The following is an 18,434-nucleotide window of genomic DNA, read 5'->3' as shown; positions in this document are numbered from 1 at the left end:
AGGAGATGGCATGGAACTCTATCTGGATACTGCTGATATCAGTGCAGTGAAGCGTTTGTCGCGAATTTTACCGTTGCAGGGTGTGACTACCAATCCCAGTATTATTGCCAAAGCGCGGACCTCATTGTGGGAAGTGTTACCTGCGCTGCGTGATGCGCTGGGCGGTGAAGGGAAACTGTTTGCACAGGTTCTGGCGAATCATGCCGAACACATGGTGGAAGAGGCGGAATTGCTGCACTCCCGTGTTCCGGGGCTGGTCGTCAAAGTGCCGGTCACCGCCGAAGGGCTGGCGGCGATCAAAATTCTGCGTACCCGTAAAATCCCGACGCTGGGCACTGCGGTGTATGGCGCAGGCCAGGGTTTACTTTCGGCACTGGCGGGGGCGGAATATGTCGCGCCCTATGTGAACCGGCTTGATGCCCAGGGCGGTGATGGCATCGCGATGGTCACCGAGTTGCAGCAATTACTGACGCTGCATGCTCCGCACGCCAAAGTGCTGGCGGCCAGTTTTAAAACGCCGCGTCAGGCGCTGGTTTGTCTGCTGGCCGGGTGTCAGTCAATCACTCTGCCGGTGGATGTGGCGGAGCAGTTTATCAGTGCGCCTGCGGTTCAGGCGGCGGTAGAAAAGTTCGAAGAAGACTGGCAGGGCGCATTTGGGCAACTCCCACTGTAATGATTGATTTTATTTCTGATTAAATCTTGCGCATAAAAAAGGCCCGACGGGAAAACCCGTCAGGCCTTTTCTGTTTTCGCATGCGAAAACTTTCACTTCACGTGCGTTTATTTCACGCCGTACTGAGCGAAATAATCCAGCATCCGCTGCCAGCCATCGGCTGCGGCTTCCGCGTTATAACTCGGGCGATAATCAGCGTTAAACGCGTGCCCGGCTTGCGGATACACTACGATTTCCGCATCGGCATTGGCAGCGCGAATAGCCTGACGCATGGTTTCGATAGTTTCCTGCGGAATACTGCTGTCCTGCCCGCCATACAAGCCAAGCACTGGCGCATCAAGAGCGGCGGCGCGGTCTACCGGATTCGACGGGCTGGTCAGCGTTTTATCGCCCACCAGTTTGCCGTACCACGCCACACCGGCTTTCAGCTGCGGATTGTGTGCCGCATAAAGCCAGGTGATCCGCCCACCCCAGCAGAAACCAGTAATGCCTAATTTGGAGATATCGCCGCCGTGCTGCGACGCCCAGTGGGCCGCGTGGTCAAGATCGGAAAGTACCTGCTGATCCGGCACTTTACTGACCAGTTTGGCAAATAACTCGCTGATTTCAGTGTAATCGCGCGGGTCTCCTTGACGGAAATACAGCTCGGGGGCAATCGCCAGATAGCCCTGTTTCGCCAGACGGCGACAAACATCCTGAATGTGTTCGTGTACGCCAAAAATCTCCTGCACCACCAGAATGATAGGTAATTTGCCGGTGAACTGCTCCGGACGAGCAAGGTAGGCGGGCAGATCTTCTCCCTGCGAAGGGATGGTGGTCTGTCCGGCGTGCAGGCCGTCGGTATCCGTGTGGATTGTGGTTTCCGCAACCGGCGTGACGGCCGGCGCAAAGCTGGTCGGAGCCTGTTTCAGGGGGAGGATTTCATCATTTTTCATTGGAGTCTCCATACAGAAAATTTGCGCTTTGGATTAAAACTATAGCCGGAAAGCGGCAACAGCAAGGCGCAAGAGATGTTCTATAGTTAAAAGTTAGTCAGGAAAACTGTCACGGAAGACCCATGGAACGCCCGAAACTTAAGTTAGGAGTCTTGTGCAATGTCGAAATTACCTTCAAAAAAAACCAAGAAAAGTGAGTCACTACCGGTAAGCCACGCCCCCGCCACGGGCATTAAATCCACACAACCTGGCTTGGGAGACCTGGCTCCCACCGATCGCGCTTATCAGCCTTCGCCGCAACCGACACCACCCGGAAAAGAGCCTACCGCCTCCGGCAGTGCCAAAAGTCCGCAGAATACTAACGCCAAACTCGATGCGCTTGAGCGACATCGTAAAAATGGTGAAAAACAGCCGCTGACCACCAATCAGGGGACGAAAATCTCTGATGATCAAAACTCGCTGAAAGCCGGAAGCCGTGGCCCGACCCTGCTGGAAGATTTCATTCTCCGCGAGAAAATCACCCATTTTGACCACGAGCGTATTCCTGAACGTATCGTTCATGCGCGAGGTGCTGCGGCTCACGGTTATTTTCAGCCTTACCGCAGCATGAAATCTGTCACCAAAGCCAGTTTCCTCTCTGACCCGAAAAAGCAGACGCCCGTGTTTGTGCGCTTTTCTACTGTGCAGGGGTCGCGGGGTTCTGCGGATTCCGTCCGTGATATTCGCGGCTGGGCCACCAAGTTTTATACCGATGAAGGGATTTATGATTTGGTCGGTAACAACACGCCGGTCTTCTTTATTCAGGACGCTCACAAGTTCCCGGACTTTGTGCATGCCGTAAAACCTGAACCGCATAATGAAATTCCGCAGGGCGCCAGCGCGCACGATTCCTTCTGGGATTACGTTTCCCTGCAACCGGAAACCTTGCATAACGTGTTCTGGGCGATGTCCGATCGTGGCATTCCGCGCAGTTACCGCACGATGGAAGGTTTCGGCATCCACACATTTCGCTTCGTGAATGCCAAAGGAAAATCCACCTTTGTGCGTTTTCACTGGAAACCGCTGGCGGGCAAAGCCTCGCTGCTGTGGGATGAAGCTCAGAAACTGGCCGGGAAAGATGCGGATTTCCACCGTCGTGACCTGTGGGAATCTATCGAGGCTGGCGATTACCCGGAGTATGAACTGGGCGTTCAGTTGATCCCCGAAGAGGACGAATTCAAATTTGATTTCGATTTGCTCGACCCGACCAAACTGATTCCGGAAAAACTGGTGCCGGTGCAGCTCATCGGCAAGATGGTGCTTAACCGTAACCCGGATAACTACTTTGCGGAAACCGAGCAGGTCGCGTTCCATCCGGGGCACGTGGTGCCGGGCATCGATTTCACTAACGATCCATTGTTACAGGGCCGGCTTTTCTCCTACACCGATACGCAGATAAGCCGTCTGGGCGGGCCGAATTTCCACGAAATCCCGATTAACCGGCCGACCTGTCCGTACCATAACTTCCAGCGTGACGGTATGCACCGTCAGGATGTAGATACCAATCCGGCAAACTACGAGCCGAATTCTATCAACAACAACTGGCCGCGAGAAACGCCTCCAGCCGCATCGGGCGGCGGTTTCGAAAGTTATCCTGAGCGAATTGATGCGGCAAAAGTGCGCCAGCGCAGCGAGTCGTTTGCTGAGTTTTATGCGCAGCCGCGCCTGTTCTGGTTGAGCCAGACGCCAACCGAGCAGGATCACATTGCCGGGGCGTTCTCGTTTGAATTATCTAAAGTCGCCCGACCTTATATCCGCGAGCGCGTGGTGGATTTGCTGGCACGTGTCGATCAGTCGCTGGCGCAGAAGGTGGCGAAAAACGTCGGCGTGACGCTTTCAGCAGACACGCTGAAAATCAAACCCCCAAAACCGGTGAATGGTCTGGACAGCGATCCGTCGCTCAGCCTCTATGCCAGCGGCAAAGGGGTGATTAAAGGGCGTCAGGTTGCGCTGCTGCTGGGCGACGGCGTTCACGCGGCCGATGTTCTGGAAACCTTGCAGGCGCTTCAGGCTGCGGGCGTTCACCCTAAACTACTGGCCAGCCATTTGGGGACAGTGACCGCAGATGATGGTTCGACGTTACCGATTGACGCGACGTTTGCCGGTTCGCCGTCAATCACCGTTGACGCCGTGATAGTGCCGCACGGGCACATTGATGCATTGCTGATGAGCGGGGACGCACGTCATTTCGTTCTTGAAGCCTATAAACATCTGAAAGTTATTGGCCTGAGCGGTGACGCGCGCCGCTTTAAATCCCTGCTGGGGCTGAAGGATGACGTGAAAGAAGAGGGGATTATCGAAGGCGAAAAAGCTGAAGGTGCCCTGCTGAAGGCATTCCTGAAAGATTTGGCGAAGCACCGGATCTGGTCACGCAGCGCTGCAGCTGACGCCGTTCCCGCCTGATTTACAGTAAATATCTATGCAGGCAGAGTCTCTCACGGGGCGATGTCTGCTTTTTTATGTCCGCAATGGAGGCATCGCCGTATAAAATTTCCTCTTTAGCGGCATAATTTGTGATGTAAGTCACAAATTAAATGTATGCGTTATTCTTGTTGTTACATCATAGTGACGACCGTCACGAAATGACGTCACAATGTTCAGTACAGTTGCCGGGTGTTCCTCCTGCCAATAATTGACCTTACACACAGAGGAGTTTGTTATGTCTCAGCCTGAAGTTTTCCACCTTGGCCTGACCAAAAAAGATTTAAACGGCGCGACGCTGGCGATTGTTCCCGGCGACCCTGAGCGCGTGGAGAAGATTGCCAAACTGATGGAAAACCCGGTTCGCCTGGCTTCCCACCGCGAATTTACATCATGGCGCGCTGAGCTTGACGGCAAATCTGTGATCGTGTGCTCAACCGGTATCGGTGGCCCGTCAACGTCTATCGCAGTCGAGGAGCTGGCACAGCTCGGCATCCGCACTTTCCTGCGCGTGGGCACCACGGGTGCCATTCAGCCGCATATCAGCGTCGGCGACGTTCTGGTGACGACGGCGGCTGTGCGTCTTGACGGCGCCAGCCTGCACTTTGCACCGATGGAATTCCCGGCAGTGGCCGATTTCGCCTGTACTACAGCGCTGGTCGCTGCGGCAGAAGCCGTGGGCGCACAAACACATATCGGCGTAACTGCCTCTTCTGACACCTTCTATCCGGGTCAGGAACGTTATGATACTTACTCCGGCCGTGTTGTTCGTCGTTTCAAAGAATCGATGAAAGAGTGGCAGGAAATGGGCGTGATGAACTACGAAATGGAATCTGCCACTCTGCTGACCATGTGTGCAAGCCAGGGTCTGCGTGCAGGTATGGTTGCGGGTGTCATCGTGAACCGCACGCAGCAGGAAATTCCTAACGCGGAAACCATGAAAAAGACCGAAAGCCATGCGGTGAAGATTGTCGTCGAAGCCGCACGCCGCCTGATTTAATTTTTATAAAATCAAAACAACACATCACATTTATGGGCTGCCTCCGGCGGCCCATTTTTTTGCCCATTCCAAAGGATCTGTTAAGGTCAGGTTTGTAGTGAGTCTGGAATAATCCCTTTCATTACGCCTCCGACTCCATGAAAAAAGGAACTGCATTTTTGACTGTTAACGAGATTCTGGATTACACCACCACGTTTATTCGTGCACATCAGGTGTGGGCTGCGCCCATCGTTTTTGTCCTGGCTTTCGGTGAATCACTGGCCTTTCTTTCGCTGCTGCTTCCCGCGACCTTTATTTTGCTCGGACTTGGCGCGCTGATTGGCGAAACTGGTATCCCTTTCTGGCCCATCTGGGCGGCAGCGGCGGCCGGTGCGTTCCTGGGCGACTGGCTTTCGTACTGGGTCGGTTCCCATTATCAGGATCGTGTCGGCAACTTCTGGCCGTTCTCCCGTCATCCGCAAATGCTTGTACGTGGTCACGCTTTTTTTGATAAATGGGGCATGCCGGGCGCGTTTATTGGCCGCTTCTTTGGCCCGCTTCGTGCTGTCGTCCCGCTGGTCGCAGGTATCTGTGGTATGCCGCAAAAGTACTTCCAGATTGCCAATATCACTTCTGCGCTGATCTGGGCCTTCGGTATTCTGGCGCCCGGCGCTTTTGGCATTCAATGGCTCAGCCGCTGGTTTTGAATCCTGCTCTCTGTGAATGTCTGCCGCAAGGGGGAAATAGCAGAGAAATTCCTTTTTGGAAGACATCCCGCAAAGCCTTAATGCAACAGAAAATAGACTGGACATCCATACAGCCTGCTATTACCGTGACCGCAGATGACTTTAAGAAGGAAAACGCGTGGATATCAGTATTCTGACGGCCCTCGGCGCCGGATTAATCGGCTTATTAGTGGGCTGGCTGGTGGCCAGTTTACGCCAGCAGCAACAGCAGACTGAGTTCGAGACTCAGCGCCGTTTGCTTGAGCAATCTCTTGAGCAGGTGAGGGCCGAAAATGACGCGGTCAAAGTCGAGCGGCAATCCTCTTTGCAGCAAATCCGCGAGGCTGAACTGGAGTTACGGAAACTTCACAGCATGCAGGCGGCCAGCCAGGAAAAACTGCAACTGCTGACGCACTGGCAAAACGAATGCGAACAGCTTAATCAGGAGCTGCGTGCGCAGCGTGAAATTAACAGCGCACAGGAAGCCGAATTACGTGAGGTATCGACCCGTCTTGATGAAACACGCATGGCCGCCGAAGATAAGCAGCGGCTGCTGATCAACAGCGAACAGCGTCTGAGCAGCCAGTTTGAAAATCTTGCGAACCGTATCTTCGAACAAAATGGCCGTCGCGCTGACGAACAGAACAAACAAAGCCTCGATAAACTGTTGCTGCCGCTGCGCGAGCAACTGGACGGTTTCCGTCGTCAGGTGCAGGACAGCTTCGGGCAGGAGGCGCGTGAGCGACATACGCTGGCGCACGAGATCCGTAATCTGCAACAGCTGAATGTTGAAATGGCGCGTGAAGCCGTCAATCTCACCAAAGCGCTGAAAGGCGATAACAAGACGCAGGGGAACTGGGGCGAGGTGGTGCTGAGCCGCGTTCTGGAAGCCTCCGGTCTGCGCGAGGGATACGAATACCAGACGCAGGTCAGCGTGCAGGTGGACAGCAACAGCCGAATGCAACCGGACGTCGTGGTACGTCTGCCGCAGAACAAAGATGTGGTGATCGACGCTAAAATGACCCTGGTGGCCTATGAGCGTTACTTTAACAGTGAAGACGACAGCGAGCGTGAACTGGCGCTCAGTGAACATATTGCGTCGGTACGCGGGCATATCCGTTTACTGGGGCGCAAAGATTATCAGCAGCTTCCGGGCCTGCGCAGCCTCGATTATGTGCTGATGTTTATTCCCGTCGAGCCCGCTTTTCTGCTGGCCATCGACCGTGAGCCCGAATTGATCAGCGAAGCGCTGCGACACAATATTATGCTTGTCAGCCCGACGACTCTGCTGGTGGCATTACGTACCATCAGTAACTTGTGGCGCTATGAACATCAGAGTCAGAATGCCAAACGTATCGCAGATCGCGCCGCCCGCCTGTATGACAAACTGCGTCTGTTCGTCGACGATATGGAGTCGATGGGGCAAAGTCTGGATAAAGCGCAGGGAAGTTATCGTTCCGCAATGAATAAACTCTCGCAAGGGCGTGGTAATCTCATAGGGCAGGTAGAAAGTTTCCGCGCGTTGGGCGTTGAAGTTAAACGGCCGATCAGCCCTTCTCTGGCCGAGATGGCAAAAGCGGAAAACGAACCTGAAGATACCGCATCTCTGCCCGACACCTCTGATGCGGAAGAAGAACCGACGTTGAACCCGAACGAATTATGACTATTGACCAGCGGCACCCTGTTTTCACTGATTTTATGATTCAACCGGTGAATCTTTGCAACATGTTGAATCAGCATCGGTGATGGGGCTTTCTAACGGGTTCTGATACACTTCTCCCCATGAGTTCGACTGAAAAAGCAGGCATATAAAATGGAAAAGCAGACGCAGGAAACTACGCATTTTGGTTTTCGCACGGTAGCTAAAGATGACAAACAGGGAATGGTGGCAGATGTCTTCCATTCCGTGGCGGCAAAATATGACCTGATGAATGACCTGATGTCTTTCGGTATTCATCGTATCTGGAAACGTTTCACCATCGATTGCAGCGGTGTTCGCCGTGGTCAGCGTGTGCTGGATCTGGCTGGCGGTACCGGCGATTTAACCGCTAAATTCTCCCGACTGGTCGGCGAGACCGGCGAAGTCGTTCTGGCGGATATCAACGACTCCATGCTGAAAATGGGGCGCGAAAAACTGCGGAACCTCGGCATTGTGGGTAATGTCAGCTACGTTCAGGCCAACGCCGAAGCGCTGCCTTTCCCGGATAATTACTTTGACTGCATCACTATTTCTTTCGGGCTGCGTAACGTTACCGAAAAAGAAAAAGCGCTGCGCTCTATGTATCGCGTGCTTAAGCCGGGTGGCCGTTTGTTGGTGCTGGAGTTCTCCAAGCCGCAGTTGAAACCGCTTAGCAAAGCGTACGACACCTATTCCTTCCATATTTTGCCTCGTATTGGCGAACTCGTGGCGCAAGATGCCGAAAGCTACCGTTATCTGGCTGAATCCATCCGTATGCATCCGGATCAGGAAACGCTGAAAGGCATGATGGGCGATGCCGGTTTTGAGAATGTGATTTATCACAATCTGACCGGTGGCATCGTTGCACTGCATCGGGGTTTCAAATTCTGATATGAGTATGCCGATGTTGTTAACGCCGCTACTGACTGCTGCCATCGAGACGCCGCTCAATTACCTGCTTTTCAGAGATCGCAGCATGAAGGCGGCGCGTACGCGTCTGGCAGGTAAAGTTCTTCGTGTCGAGTTGCAGGAACTGAGCGCTCCGCTGACGTTTGTTTTCAGCGAGCAGAAAATTGATGTCCTCGGACAATGGGATGGCGTGGCGGATTGTACCGTCACCTCAAAACTCTCCGTTCTGCATAAGCTGCGCGATCGCCAGCAGTTATCACCGCTAATGCGCAGCGGTGAGCTGGTGGTCGACGGCGATATTTCTGTGGTTCAGCAGCTGGTTGCGCTGCTGGATATGGCCGAGTGGGAGCCAGCCGAATTCCTGGCACCGTATGTCGGCGATATCGCAGCCCAAGGGTTAAGCCAGGCAGTGCAGGGCGGTTTCCGCTTCTTGCAAAAAGGGCTGAAACATCAGCAAAACTACGTGGCGCAAACGCTGACCGAAGAGTGGAAGATGGCTCCAGGCCCGTTGGAAGTGGTGTGGTTTAGCGATGAAGTCTCCGCACTGGTGCGGGAACTGGATGCTCTTGATAAACGCCTCGAAAAACTGGAGGGCAAACCGTGACGCCAAGGGAAATGCGACGTTTATACCTGATTATCCGCATGTTTCTTATCTACGGCCTTGACGAGCTTATCCCTAAAATCCGTTTAACGCTGCCATTGCGCATGGGCCGTTATCTGTTTTTCTGGTTGCCACATCGTCATAAAGAAAAGCCGTTGGGTGAGCGCATGCGACTCGCGCTGGAAGAACTCGGTCCGGTATGGATTAAGTTCGGTCAGATGATGTCCACGCGTCGCGATCTCTTCCCGCCACACATTGCAGACCAACTGGCCCTGCTTCAGGATCACGTTCCGCCTTTTGATGGTGCGCTGGCACGTCAGCAAATAGATACCGCGTTGGGCGGCCCGCTGGAAAACTGGTTTGATGAATTCGACCAGACACCGCTGGCGTCCGCCTCAATCGCCCAGGTGCATACGGCGATTCTGAAAGAGAACGGTAAGCCTGTGGTACTCAAGGTGATCCGCCCTGATATCTTACCGACTATCAAAGCTGATATCCGTCTGATGTCGCGCCTCGCCGGTTGGGTGCCGATCTTGTTGCCCGATGGCCGCCGTCTGCGTCCGCGTGAAGTGGTTCGCGAATATGAAAAAACGCTGCTTGATGAGCTAAATTTGCTGCGCGAAGCGGCGAATGCTATCCAGTTGCGTCGTAATTTTGAAGGGAGCCCGATGCTGTATGTGCCGGAAGTGTATCCGGATTACTGCAGTGAGCGCCTGATGGTAATGGAACGGATTTACGGCATCCCGGTTTCCGATGTTGAAGCGCTGCAAAAGCAGGGCACCAACATGAAGCTGCTGGCCGAGCGTGGTGTTCAGGTCTTCTTCACGCAGGTTTTCCGCGACAGTTTCTTCCATGCCGACATGCACCCCGGAAATATTTTCGTCAGCTACGAAACGCCTGAAGATCCTTGCTACATAGGCATCGATTGCGGCATAGTTGGATCACTCAACAAAGAAGATAAGCGCTATCTGGCTGAAAACTTCATCGCTTTCTTCAACCGTGATTATCGTAAAGTGGCTGAACTGCACGTCGATTCGGGTTGGGTTCCGCGCGATACCAATGTTGAAGATTTTGAATTTGCTATCCGGACCGTGTGCGAACCGATTTTCGAAAAGCCGCTGGCCGAGATTTCCTTCGGTAACGTGTTGTTAAATCTGTTTAATACCGCGCGCCGCTTTAATATGGAAGTCCAGCCTCAGCTGGTTTTACTGCAAAAAACGTTATTGTATGTCGAAGGTTTGGGACGTCAGCTGTATCCGCAACTGGATTTGTGGACCACGGCAAAACCTTTCCTGGAAAGCTGGGTTCGCGATCAGGTGGGGCTGCCTGCCATGATCCGCGCGCTGAAAGAGCGTGCGCCATTCTGGGTTGAGAAACTGCCTGAGTTACCCGATCTGGTTTACCAGAGTCTGCAACAACACAAGCTGTTGCAGTACAACATCGAAAAGCTTTCCTCCCAGATGCACAACCAGAGTTCCCGTCAGGGTCAGTCTCGTTATCTTTTGGGTATAGGGGCGACACTGTTATTGAGTGGAACCCTATTGTTGTTGGGCAACGTCAAAGTATATCCGGCGTGTCTGATAACGGCGGGTGTTATTTCCTGGCTGATCGGCTGGAAACGCGCCAGTTAACACACTGTTTAAAATAGAATTTATTTAAATTGAATGCCGTTTGCCAACGGCAATGAATGTCGTTCCTTCCTATTTGAGGTGAAAATAATGGGTGGTATTAGTATTACTAAGATCCTGATTCTCGTTGTGCTTGTCGTATTGTTGTTTGGTACGAAGAAACTGCGTGGTCTGGGTGCTGATCTGGGTGCTTCCATCAAAGGCTTCAAAAAGGCCATGAGTGATGATGATAGCCAGTCAAAAACAAACAAAGACGCTGACATAACGCCAACTGATGCTGATTTCGCTGCCAAGTCTATTGAAGGCAAGCCAGACGCTAAAGCAGAAGATACCAAGAGCCAAAACAAAGAGCAGGTATAAGCCGTGTTCGATATTGGATTTAGTGAACTGCTGCTGGTATTGGTGATCGGCTTGGTTGTCCTCGGGCCGGAGCGTTTACCTGTAGCAGTCAGAACAGTAGCAGGCTGGATCCGTACGCTTCGCGCTATGGCTGCTTCGGTACAAAGCGAGCTGTCGCAGGAGCTGAAACTTCAGGAGCTGCAAGATAGCCTGAAGAAAGCCGAAGAAGCGGGTCTGAAGAATTTAACGCCGGAAATCAAAGCGTCGATGGACGAGCTGAAAGAAGCGGCAGAATCCATGAAGCAATCTATCAACTCAGGGCTGAATCCTGCTGACAAAGCAATGGAAGAGGCGAAAGCGGAAGGTAACACCATCCACAATCCTGTGATAGATGATGCAGAAGCGCATCACGATGCGGGCATCTCCCCGGCTACGGCGGATAATGTGGCCTCTGCGCCAGTTGCGGCACCACAAAGTGCGGTTGATGCCGCTCTGGCATCGAACAGGACGGCCCATGCCGCTGCTGCACAGGCCGAGACGCTGGCCGCCACCGCAGAACCTGTCATCACTGAGCCTTCTGTGGCCACGGCGCCTGTGACCAAACCTGTTGCCGTTGAAGCACCCGTTGCTGAACCTACTGCGCCGGAAAAACCGGTTTCACTCACTAAACCGACGGGCGAGCGCTAAACATGGCTGTTGAAGATACCCAACCGCTTATCAGCCATCTGATTGAGCTGCGTAAGCGACTACTGAATGCCATTGTCTGTATCTTAGTGGTGTTCCTGGCACTGGTTTATTTTGCCAATGACATCTATCAGCTGGTGGCTTCGCCGTTGATCGAACAAATGCCTTTAGGCGCGAGCATGATTGCGACAGACGTCGCCTCACCGTTCTTTACGCCTATCAAGCTAACGATGATTGTCTCGGTATTTGTTTCCGCACCGTTTATTTTGTATCAGGTCTGGGCGTTCGTCGCGCCTGCGCTGTACAAACATGAACGCCGTCTGATGATGCCGCTGCTGTTCTCCAGTTCCGCACTGTTTTACCTCGGCGTGGCATTTGCCTACTTTGTGGTGTTTCCGCTGGCGTTTGCTTTCTTTGCGAAAACCGCTCCGGCAGGCGTGCAGATTGCTACAGACATTAACAACTATCTCGATTTCGTGATGGCGCTGTTCATGGCATTTGGCGTCTCCTTCGAAGTACCGATTGCGATCGTTCTGCTGTGCTGGAGTGGTGTTACCACACCAGAAGACCTCAAGAAAAAACGCCCGTATGTGCTGGTTGGCGCGTTTGTGGTCGGGATGTTGTTAACACCGCCTGATGTGTTCTCCCAGACATTGCTGGCGATTCCGATGTATCTGCTGTTTGAAATCGGCGTGTTCTTTGCCCGTTTCTATGTGGGTGGACGACGTCGTGCGGATGTGGATAAAGAGAACGAGCCGGGTGAACCTGAGTAATATCCCGGTCCTTTCATTCGTGTTAAATAGACATCAAACCGCCCGCAAGGGCGGTTTCTGTTTCAGGATTTCGTATGTTTGAAATTGGTATCAATCTCACCAGTAATCAGTTTGATAAAGATCGTCCTCAGGTGGTGGAAAGAGCCCGTGCAGCAGGTCTGAGCGGTATGCTGATCACCGGCACCTCTGCACAGGAAAGCGTGGAAGCGCAGAAAATGGCGGCAGAGCATCCTGACTTTTGCTGGTCAACGGCGGGAGTGCATCCGCATCAGGCAAGTGGCTGGAATACTGACGTTGAGCTGACGATCCGACGGCTGGCTGCTATGCCGCAGGTTGTCGCTATCGGCGAATGTGGTCTGGATTTCAATCGCAATTTTTCCCCCGCTGATCAGCAGGAAGCGGCGTTTACCGCACAGCTCGGGCTAGCAGCAGAGTTGCAGTTGCCGGTTTTTTTACACTGTCGTGATGCTGGCGAACGTTTTGCCGCGTTGCTGAAACCCTGGTTGTCGACATTACCGGGCGGCGTCGTTCACTGTTTTACCGGCACGCAGCATGAGCTTGAGCTGTATCTGTCTCTGGGCCTGTCAATCGGGATTACCGGATGGGTTTGCGATGAACGTCGCGGGCTGGAACTGCGTGAGATGTTGCCGTTGATCCCGGCAGACCGGCTAATGCTGGAAACGGATGCACCGTATTTGTTGCCGCGCGATATGGAAAACAAGCCGAAGAACCGGCGCAACGAGCCGGCATTTTTGCCGCATATTGTGAATCAGGTCGCGCTGTGGCGTGGAGAAGATCCCCAGTGGCTGGCAGATATCACTGACGATAATGCACGTAAGATGTTCGCTCTGTCCGCGCGTTAAGTGCCTGAAATGATAATTGCCTGAATTGAAAAAGCACCGGATAACGGTGCTTTTTCATTGGCAGAGCGGAGACAGGAAAGGCCGCTCAGATTTTCTGGAAGTGCGTGTTATCGATGCTCTGCCGCACGGGCTGGTTGATCAGGTTGAGCATCAGCAGTGAACGGGCTTCGCCATCAGGCTCGGTATAGATAGCCTCGAGACCTTCGAAAACGCCTTCGGTGATCATCACCACATCGCCTTCATACGGTGTTTCAGGATCGCGAATTTCTATGGTTGGCGGTTCCATAAGCTGTTTGATCACGTCGGGTTGAACCGTCGCCAGTTTGGGGCCAAAGCGGATGAAGTGGCTGACGCCACGGGTGGCGCTGATCGTCGTGGTATGTATCCGTTCCGGGTCAAACTCGATGAACATGTAATTCGGGAACATGGGTTCGCTGACGGAAGTACGGCGTCCGCGCACCACCTTTTCCAGGGTGATCATTGGCGTCAGGCAATTAACCTGCTGGCGCTCAAGATGTTCTTTGGCGCGAAGCAGCTGACCGCGTTTGCAATAGAGTAAGTACCAGGATTCCATAGTTTCCCACATTAAAACGTTGATTCCGGCAGCATAGCAAAAGCCGCCCCTGATATACAGGCAGGGAGAATCAGTGCAGACGTTTGCTGCTTGTCGGCCAGTTATCTTTTATTATCGAAGAAAAGTGCACACTTATCCCCTTATCTTCATCTTATTACAGTCAGGAGAAGCGTCATGGAGCTGTTATTACTGAGCAACGGTAAGCTTTCCGGTGAATCAGAATTACTGGGTTATGCGAAAGAGCGTATTCAGGCGGTGCTAAAATCCCGCGCGATCACCTCCGCCGTCCTTGTCCCTTACGCGCTGATCCGCAGTGATTACGACGAACGTGCCACTGCACTTTCTCAAGCGCTGGGTATCGAAGTCACCAGTATTCATCACGCAGATAACCCGGCAGATGCCATTGCCAGCGCGCAATGTATTTTGATTAGCGGCGGCAATACCTGGATGCTCAATCAGCTATTGCACGAAAACAGCCTGATTGTTCCCATTCAGCGCGCCGTGCGTGAACGCAATGTGCCTTATATCGGCTGGAGCGCAGGTTGTAACGTCGCAACGCCAAGTATTCGTACCACCAATGATATGCCGGTACGCAACTCCGTGGTGCTGCCGTCCCTTGGCCTGTTTCCGGTGCAAATCAATCCGCATTACATCGACGCACACGTCAGCGGCCATATGGGAGAAACCCGTGACGAGCGTATTGCCGAATTCTGTGCGGTGAACCCGTCTGAGTCGGTGATTGCGCTGCGCGAAGGCAGTTTGTTGCAAGTGTCGGGTAATGATCTGAGTTACTTCAGCGCCAAAGATCAAGGCTTCAAGGTGTTCCGTCATGGTCAGGAGATTGAGGAATATCAGGACACGCAGGCGCTGAGCGGGCTGGTTCCTTTTACCTGCCGGTGATGCCGAGCGAAACGCGATTTGCGCACCGTCAGACCAACAGCCTCGGCTTCTGACGGTTACACTGCCTTTTCATTATTAGTGTTTACCAGCTGGTAACAAAAAAGCAGCAACAACTTAGGAGAGGCTCTATAATGCTTTCCTTCAACCCGGCGACTCAGAATCAGCATGAAATACCGTGATTTACGTGACTTCCTCTCGTTACTTGAAAAGAGAGGCCAACTGAAACGCATTACTCAGTCTGTCGATCCCTATTTGGAAATGACCGAAATTGCTGACCGTACCCTGCGTGCGGGCGGCCCGGCGTTGTTGTTCGAAAATCCAAAGGGTTATGACATGCCGGTGCTGTGTAATTTATTCGGCACGCCTGAACGTGTGGCGATGGGCATGGGCAAGGAAGACGTCAGTGCGTTACGTGAAGTCGGTGAACTGCTGGCGTTTCTGAAAGAACCTGAGCCGCCGCGCGGTTTGCGCGATTTATACGACAAAGCACCAAAGTTCAAGCAGGTGCTGAATATGCCGACCAAAGTGCTGCATTCTGCACCTTGTCAGCAGGAGATTTGGGAAGGCGACGAGGTGGATATCACCCGAATTCCCGTGATGCAGTGCTGGCCGGAAGATGCTGCGCCGCTGATCACCTGGGGGCTGACCGTCACCCGTGGCCCCGATAAACCTCGTCAGAATCTGGGTATTTATCGTCAGCAGGTACTGGGAAAAAACAAAGTCATCATGCGCTGGCTGTCTCATCGCGGTGGTGCGCTGGATTTCCAGGAGTGGTGCCAGAAACATCCTGGGCAACGTTTTCCTGTGGCCGTGGCGCTTGGCGCTGATCCGGCTACGATTTTAGGCGCGGTCACGCCGGTACCGGATTCGCTGTCTGAATATGCGTTTGCGGGTTTGTTGCGCGGCAATAAAACCGAAGTGGTGAAGTGTATTTCTAACGATCTCGAAGTGCCCGCCAGCGCAGAAATTGTGCTTGAAGGGTATATCGAACCGGGTGAAATGGCGCCGGAAGGGCCCTATGGCGACCACACAGGCTACTATAATGAAGTGGACAGCTTCCCGGTCTTCACGATTACGCACATGACGCAGCGCAAAGATCCTATCTATCATTCGACCTACACCGGCCGTCCGCCGGATGAGCCGGCGATACTGGGCGTGGCGCTGAATGAAGTCTTTGTGCCAATCCTGAAGAAACAATTCCCGGAAATTGTTGATTTTTATCTGCCACCGGAGGGTTGCTCCTACCGTATGGCTGTCGTTACCATGAAGAAACAATATCCCGGTCATGCGAAGCGCGTGATGATGGGAGTCTGGTCATTCCTGCGTCAGTTCATGTACACCAAGTTTGTGATTGTGTGTGATGACGATGTGAATGCCCGTGACTGGAACGACGTGATTTGGGCGATTACCACCCGCATGGATCCCGCGCGGGATACGGTGCTGGTAGAAAATACGCCCATTGATTATCTCGACTTTGCCTCTCCGGTCTCGGGCCTCGGTTCGAAAATGGGGATGGACGCGACCAACAAATGGCCGGGTGAAACGCAGCGTGAGTGGGGGCGTCCGATTGTGAAGGATCCTGCCGTCACCGCCCGTATCGACGCCATTTGGGATGAGCTCGCTATTCTTAATGATAAAGACGATGCGAAGAAATAATCGACGCCTGGTCCCACGCTTTGCTTTGATGACCCACAGAGGGAACGCATGACAACATTGAGCTGTAAAGTGACCTCGGTAGAGGCGATTACCGATACTGTGTATCGAGTCCGGCTGTTACCGGAAGCGCCTTTCTCGTTCCGCGCGGGTCAGTATCTGATGGTAGTGATGGACGAGCGCGATAAGCGTCCGTTCTCACTGGCCTCGACGCCTGCGGAACACAACGTGATCGAGTTGCACATCGGCGCGTCCGAGCTGAACCTGTACGCGATGGCCGTGATGGATCGCATTCTGAAAGAGCAGTCGATTACCGTGGATATTCCTCACGGCGACGCATGGCTGCGCGAAGAAGGCCAGCGTCCGCTGGTGCTTATCGCCGGCGGTACCGGTTTCTCCTACGTGCGTTCGATTCTGATCACCGCGCTGGAGCAGCAGCCTCATCGCGACATTTCGATCTACTGGGGTGGGCGCGAGCTGAAGCACCTTTATGATCTGGGTGAGCTGGAAGCGCTGAGCATTCATCACCCGAATCTGAAAGTGATCCCGGTGGTGGAACAGCCTGAAGACGGCTGGCAGGGCAGAAGCGGTACCGTGCTGAGTGCTGTATTGCAGGATTTCTCCTCTCTGGCGGAACACGATATTTATATCGCCGGACGTTTTGAGATGGCGAAGATTGCCCGTGAGCGTTTTGTTGCAGAGCGCGGTGCGCTGGAAGACCGTTTATTTGGCGACGCATTCTCTTTCATTTGACTGGTGCAGCACGTCGCAAGTCGTGAAAAAGCCCGCCCCTGACAGGCGGGAAAACGGCAACTAAAACGGATAAGACGAGATTTATAAAAAGCGGGCTGAGATGCCCGCTTTTTGTTTATGCAGATAATGGAAAATCAGACGCGTTCAAACACGGTCGCGATGCCCTGACCTAAACCGATACACATGGTCGCGACGCCAAATTGCACATCGCGCCGTTCCATCAGGTTCAGCAGGGTGGTGGAAATACGCGAACCCGAACATCCCAGCGGATGTCCCAATGCAATCGCGCCGCCGTTGAGATTGACGCGTTCTTCCATAGTTTCCAGCAGGCCCAGGTCTTTCACGCACGGCAAAGCCTGTGCGGCAAACGCTTCATTGAGCTCGAACAGGCCGATATCCTCAACGCTCAGCCCGGCGCGTTTGAGCGCCAGTCGCGTTGCAGGAACCGGACCGTAACCCATAATCGACGGATCGCAGCCGACCACCGCCATCGCACGGATCCGTGCGCGAGCTTTCAGGCCTAATGATTTCGCTTGAGACTCGCTCATCAGCAGCATTGCCGAAGCGCCGTCGGAGAGTGCCGATGAGGTACCTGCTGTGACGGTGCCGTTAACCGGGTCGAATGCCGGACGCAGCGCGGCCAGCGTCGCGACCGTGGTTTCCGGACGGATGACTTCGTCAAAATCATAACGGGTCAGCACGCCTTCTGCGTTGTGGCCTTCGGTCGGTACGATTTCGTTAGCAAAGTGACCGGCAAGCGTTGCGTCATGCGCCCGCTGATGCGAACGCGCAGCGAATTCATCCTGCATTTCACGGCTGATGTGGTGCATTTTCGCCAGCATTTCTGCAGTCAGCCCCATCATACCGGCAGCTTTTGCGACGGTTTTGCTCAGGCCGGGATGGAAATCTACGCCGTGATTCATCGGCACGTGACCCATGTGTTCCACGCCGCCAATCAGGCTGACCTTTGCGTCGCCAACCATAATGGCGCGCGCCGCATCATGCAGTGCCTGCATCGACGAGCCGCACAGACGATTGACGGTGGTAGCCGGTACGCTGTGCGGGATCTCCGCCAGTAATGCGGCGTTGCGGGCAATATTGAAGCCTTGCTCCAGTGTCTGCTGTACGCAGCCCCAGTAGATATCATCAATGTTTTTGGCATCCAGCGCCGGATTGCGTGCCAGTACGGCACGCATCAGATGCGCGGATAAATCTTCAGCCCTGACGTGGCGGAATGCGCCGCCTTTCGAACGGCCCATTGGCGTGCGGACTGCATCAACTATGACTACGTTTTCCATGATTTCGGT

Annotated in this window: 18 protein-coding genes; 15 read left to right on the top strand and 3 right to left on the bottom strand. The window is 53.6% G+C overall.

Going from position 1 to position 18,434, the window contains the following annotated elements:
- The first annotated feature begins 10 nt into the window (after window positions 1-10).
- Entirely contained in the window at window positions 11-673 is a 663-nt protein-coding gene (gene fsa, locus I2123_RS00535; protein ID WP_213051566.1) for a fructose-6-phosphate aldolase, read from the top strand.
- A gap of 107 nt (window positions 674-780) precedes the next feature.
- Here fsa and I2123_RS00530 read toward each other — a convergent pair whose 3' ends face one another.
- A complete protein-coding gene (locus I2123_RS00530; RefSeq protein WP_112165620.1) occupies window positions 781-1,608 on the bottom strand; it encodes a dienelactone hydrolase family protein in 828 nt (275 codons plus the stop codon).
- Window positions 1,609-1,767: 159 nt separating this feature from the next.
- Between I2123_RS00530 and katE the strand changes: the two genes are divergently transcribed.
- The 11 genes from katE (at window position 1,768) to tatD (ending at window position 13,247) form a co-directional block, all read left to right on the top strand.
- Entirely contained in the window at window positions 1,768-4,050 is a 2,283-nt protein-coding gene (gene katE, locus I2123_RS00525; RefSeq protein WP_112165622.1) for a catalase HPII, read from the top strand.
- 256 nt (window positions 4,051-4,306) lie between these two features.
- Window positions 4,307-5,068: a uridine phosphorylase gene (udp, locus tag I2123_RS00520; protein WP_112165624.1), complete on the top strand. Its 762-nt coding sequence runs from the start codon at window positions 4,307-4,309 to the stop codon at window positions 5,066-5,068.
- Between the two features lie 158 nt (window positions 5,069-5,226).
- Complete coding sequence (locus I2123_RS00515) at window positions 5,227-5,754, top strand: DedA family protein (RefSeq protein WP_120078313.1); 528 nt, start codon at window positions 5,227-5,229, stop codon at window positions 5,752-5,754.
- Window positions 5,755-5,911: 157 nt separating this feature from the next.
- A complete protein-coding gene (rmuC, locus tag I2123_RS00510; RefSeq protein ID WP_213051565.1) occupies window positions 5,912-7,435 on the top strand; it encodes a DNA recombination protein RmuC in 1,524 nt (507 codons plus the stop codon).
- 150 nt (window positions 7,436-7,585) lie between these two features.
- Window positions 7,586-8,341, top strand: coding sequence for a bifunctional demethylmenaquinone methyltransferase/2-methoxy-6-polyprenyl-1,4-benzoquinol methylase UbiE (ubiE, locus tag I2123_RS00505; RefSeq protein WP_112168235.1), 756 nt, complete (start codon window positions 7,586-7,588; stop codon window positions 8,339-8,341).
- A gap of 13 nt (window positions 8,342-8,354) precedes the next feature.
- On the top strand, window positions 8,355-8,963 hold the full coding sequence (gene ubiJ / locus I2123_RS00500) for a ubiquinone biosynthesis protein UbiJ (RefSeq protein ID WP_213052448.1): 609 nt from the start codon (window positions 8,355-8,357) through the stop codon (window positions 8,961-8,963).
- Window positions 8,960-10,591 (top strand): ubiquinone biosynthesis regulatory protein kinase UbiB, encoded by a 1,632-nt coding sequence (ubiB, locus tag I2123_RS00495; RefSeq protein ID WP_213051564.1) that lies wholly within the window; start codon window positions 8,960-8,962, stop codon window positions 10,589-10,591. The genes ubiJ and ubiB overlap by 4 nt, the downstream gene beginning before the upstream one ends.
- A gap of 87 nt (window positions 10,592-10,678) precedes the next feature.
- The gene (gene tatE / locus I2123_RS00490) at window positions 10,679-10,948 is read left to right on the top strand and encodes a twin-arginine translocase subunit TatE (RefSeq protein ID WP_112168237.1); all 270 of its coding nucleotides are present in this window, start codon (window positions 10,679-10,681) and stop codon (window positions 10,946-10,948) included.
- A 3-nt stretch (window positions 10,949-10,951) separates the two neighbouring features.
- Entirely contained in the window at window positions 10,952-11,614 is a 663-nt protein-coding gene (gene tatB, locus I2123_RS00485; RefSeq protein ID WP_213051563.1) for a Sec-independent protein translocase protein TatB, read from the top strand.
- Between the two features lie 2 nt (window positions 11,615-11,616).
- Window positions 11,617-12,384 carry a Sec-independent protein translocase subunit TatC gene (gene tatC / locus I2123_RS00480; protein ID WP_112168239.1) on the top strand — a complete coding sequence of 256 codons (768 nt, stop codon included), beginning with the start codon at window positions 11,617-11,619 and terminating at the stop codon, window positions 12,382-12,384.
- 74 nt (window positions 12,385-12,458) lie between these two features.
- The gene (gene tatD, locus I2123_RS00475) at window positions 12,459-13,247 is read left to right on the top strand and encodes a 3'-5' ssDNA/RNA exonuclease TatD (protein ID WP_112168240.1); all 789 of its coding nucleotides are present in this window, start codon (window positions 12,459-12,461) and stop codon (window positions 13,245-13,247) included.
- A gap of 85 nt (window positions 13,248-13,332) precedes the next feature.
- Here tatD and rfaH read toward each other — a convergent pair whose 3' ends face one another.
- A complete protein-coding gene (rfaH, locus tag I2123_RS00470; RefSeq protein ID WP_112168251.1) occupies window positions 13,333-13,821 on the bottom strand; it encodes a transcription/translation regulatory transformer protein RfaH in 489 nt (162 codons plus the stop codon).
- Between the two features lie 174 nt (window positions 13,822-13,995).
- On the opposite strand from rfaH, the gene pepE reads away from it, so the two are divergent.
- The 3 genes from pepE to fre all read left to right on the top strand — a co-directional run bounded on the left by pepE (window position 13,996) and on the right by fre (window position 17,127).
- Window positions 13,996-14,721: a dipeptidase PepE gene (gene pepE / locus I2123_RS00465; protein ID WP_213051562.1), complete on the top strand. Its 726-nt coding sequence runs from the start codon at window positions 13,996-13,998 to the stop codon at window positions 14,719-14,721.
- Window positions 14,722-14,886: 165 nt separating this feature from the next.
- On the top strand, window positions 14,887-16,377 hold the full coding sequence (ubiD, locus tag I2123_RS00460; protein ID WP_112168242.1) for a 4-hydroxy-3-polyprenylbenzoate decarboxylase: 1,491 nt from the start codon (window positions 14,887-14,889) through the stop codon (window positions 16,375-16,377).
- A gap of 48 nt (window positions 16,378-16,425) precedes the next feature.
- Entirely contained in the window at window positions 16,426-17,127 is a 702-nt protein-coding gene (gene fre, locus I2123_RS00455) for an NAD(P)H-flavin reductase (protein ID WP_112168243.1), read from the top strand.
- 134 nt (window positions 17,128-17,261) lie between these two features.
- On the opposite strand, the gene fadA is transcribed toward fre, so the two are convergent.
- Entirely contained in the window at window positions 17,262-18,425 is a 1,164-nt protein-coding gene (gene fadA, locus I2123_RS00450; RefSeq protein WP_213051561.1) for an acetyl-CoA C-acyltransferase FadA, read from the bottom strand.
- Between the last annotated feature and the right edge of the window lie 9 nt (window positions 18,426-18,434).

It is taken from the genome of Rahnella inusitata (assembly GCF_018288855.1).
GTDB classification, from domain to species: Bacteria; Pseudomonadota; Gammaproteobacteria; order Enterobacterales; family Enterobacteriaceae; genus Rahnella; species Rahnella inusitata.
This window is presented reverse-complemented; position numbering and strand designations above follow the sequence as displayed.

Coding starts and splice junctions, on each gene's coding strand:
- fsa (WP_213051566.1), top strand. CDS start 11: ATGGAACTCTATCTGGATACTGCTGATATCAGTGCAGTGAAGCGTTTG.
- I2123_RS00530 (WP_112165620.1), bottom strand. CDS start 1,608: ATGAAAAATGATGAAATCCTCCCCCTGAAACAGGCTCCGACCAGCTTT.
- katE (WP_112165622.1), top strand. CDS start 1,768: ATGTCGAAATTACCTTCAAAAAAAACCAAGAAAAGTGAGTCACTACCG.
- udp (WP_112165624.1), top strand. CDS start 4,307: ATGTCTCAGCCTGAAGTTTTCCACCTTGGCCTGACCAAAAAAGATTTA.
- ubiE (WP_112168235.1), top strand. CDS start 7,586: ATGGAAAAGCAGACGCAGGAAACTACGCATTTTGGTTTTCGCACGGTA.
- ubiJ (WP_213052448.1), top strand. CDS start 8,355: ATGTTGTTAACGCCGCTACTGACTGCTGCCATCGAGACGCCGCTCAAT.
- tatE (WP_112168237.1), top strand. CDS start 10,679: ATGGGTGGTATTAGTATTACTAAGATCCTGATTCTCGTTGTGCTTGTC.
- tatC (WP_112168239.1), top strand. CDS start 11,617: ATGGCTGTTGAAGATACCCAACCGCTTATCAGCCATCTGATTGAGCTG.
- tatD (WP_112168240.1), top strand. CDS start 12,459: ATGTTTGAAATTGGTATCAATCTCACCAGTAATCAGTTTGATAAAGAT.
- rfaH (WP_112168251.1), bottom strand. CDS start 13,821: ATGGAATCCTGGTACTTACTCTATTGCAAACGCGGTCAGCTGCTTCGC.
- pepE (WP_213051562.1), top strand. CDS start 13,996: ATGGAGCTGTTATTACTGAGCAACGGTAAGCTTTCCGGTGAATCAGAA.
- ubiD (WP_112168242.1), top strand. CDS start 14,887: ATGAAATACCGTGATTTACGTGACTTCCTCTCGTTACTTGAAAAGAGA.
- fre (WP_112168243.1), top strand. CDS start 16,426: ATGACAACATTGAGCTGTAAAGTGACCTCGGTAGAGGCGATTACCGAT.
- fadA (WP_213051561.1), bottom strand. CDS start 18,425: ATGGAAAACGTAGTCATAGTTGATGCAGTCCGCACGCCAATGGGCCGT.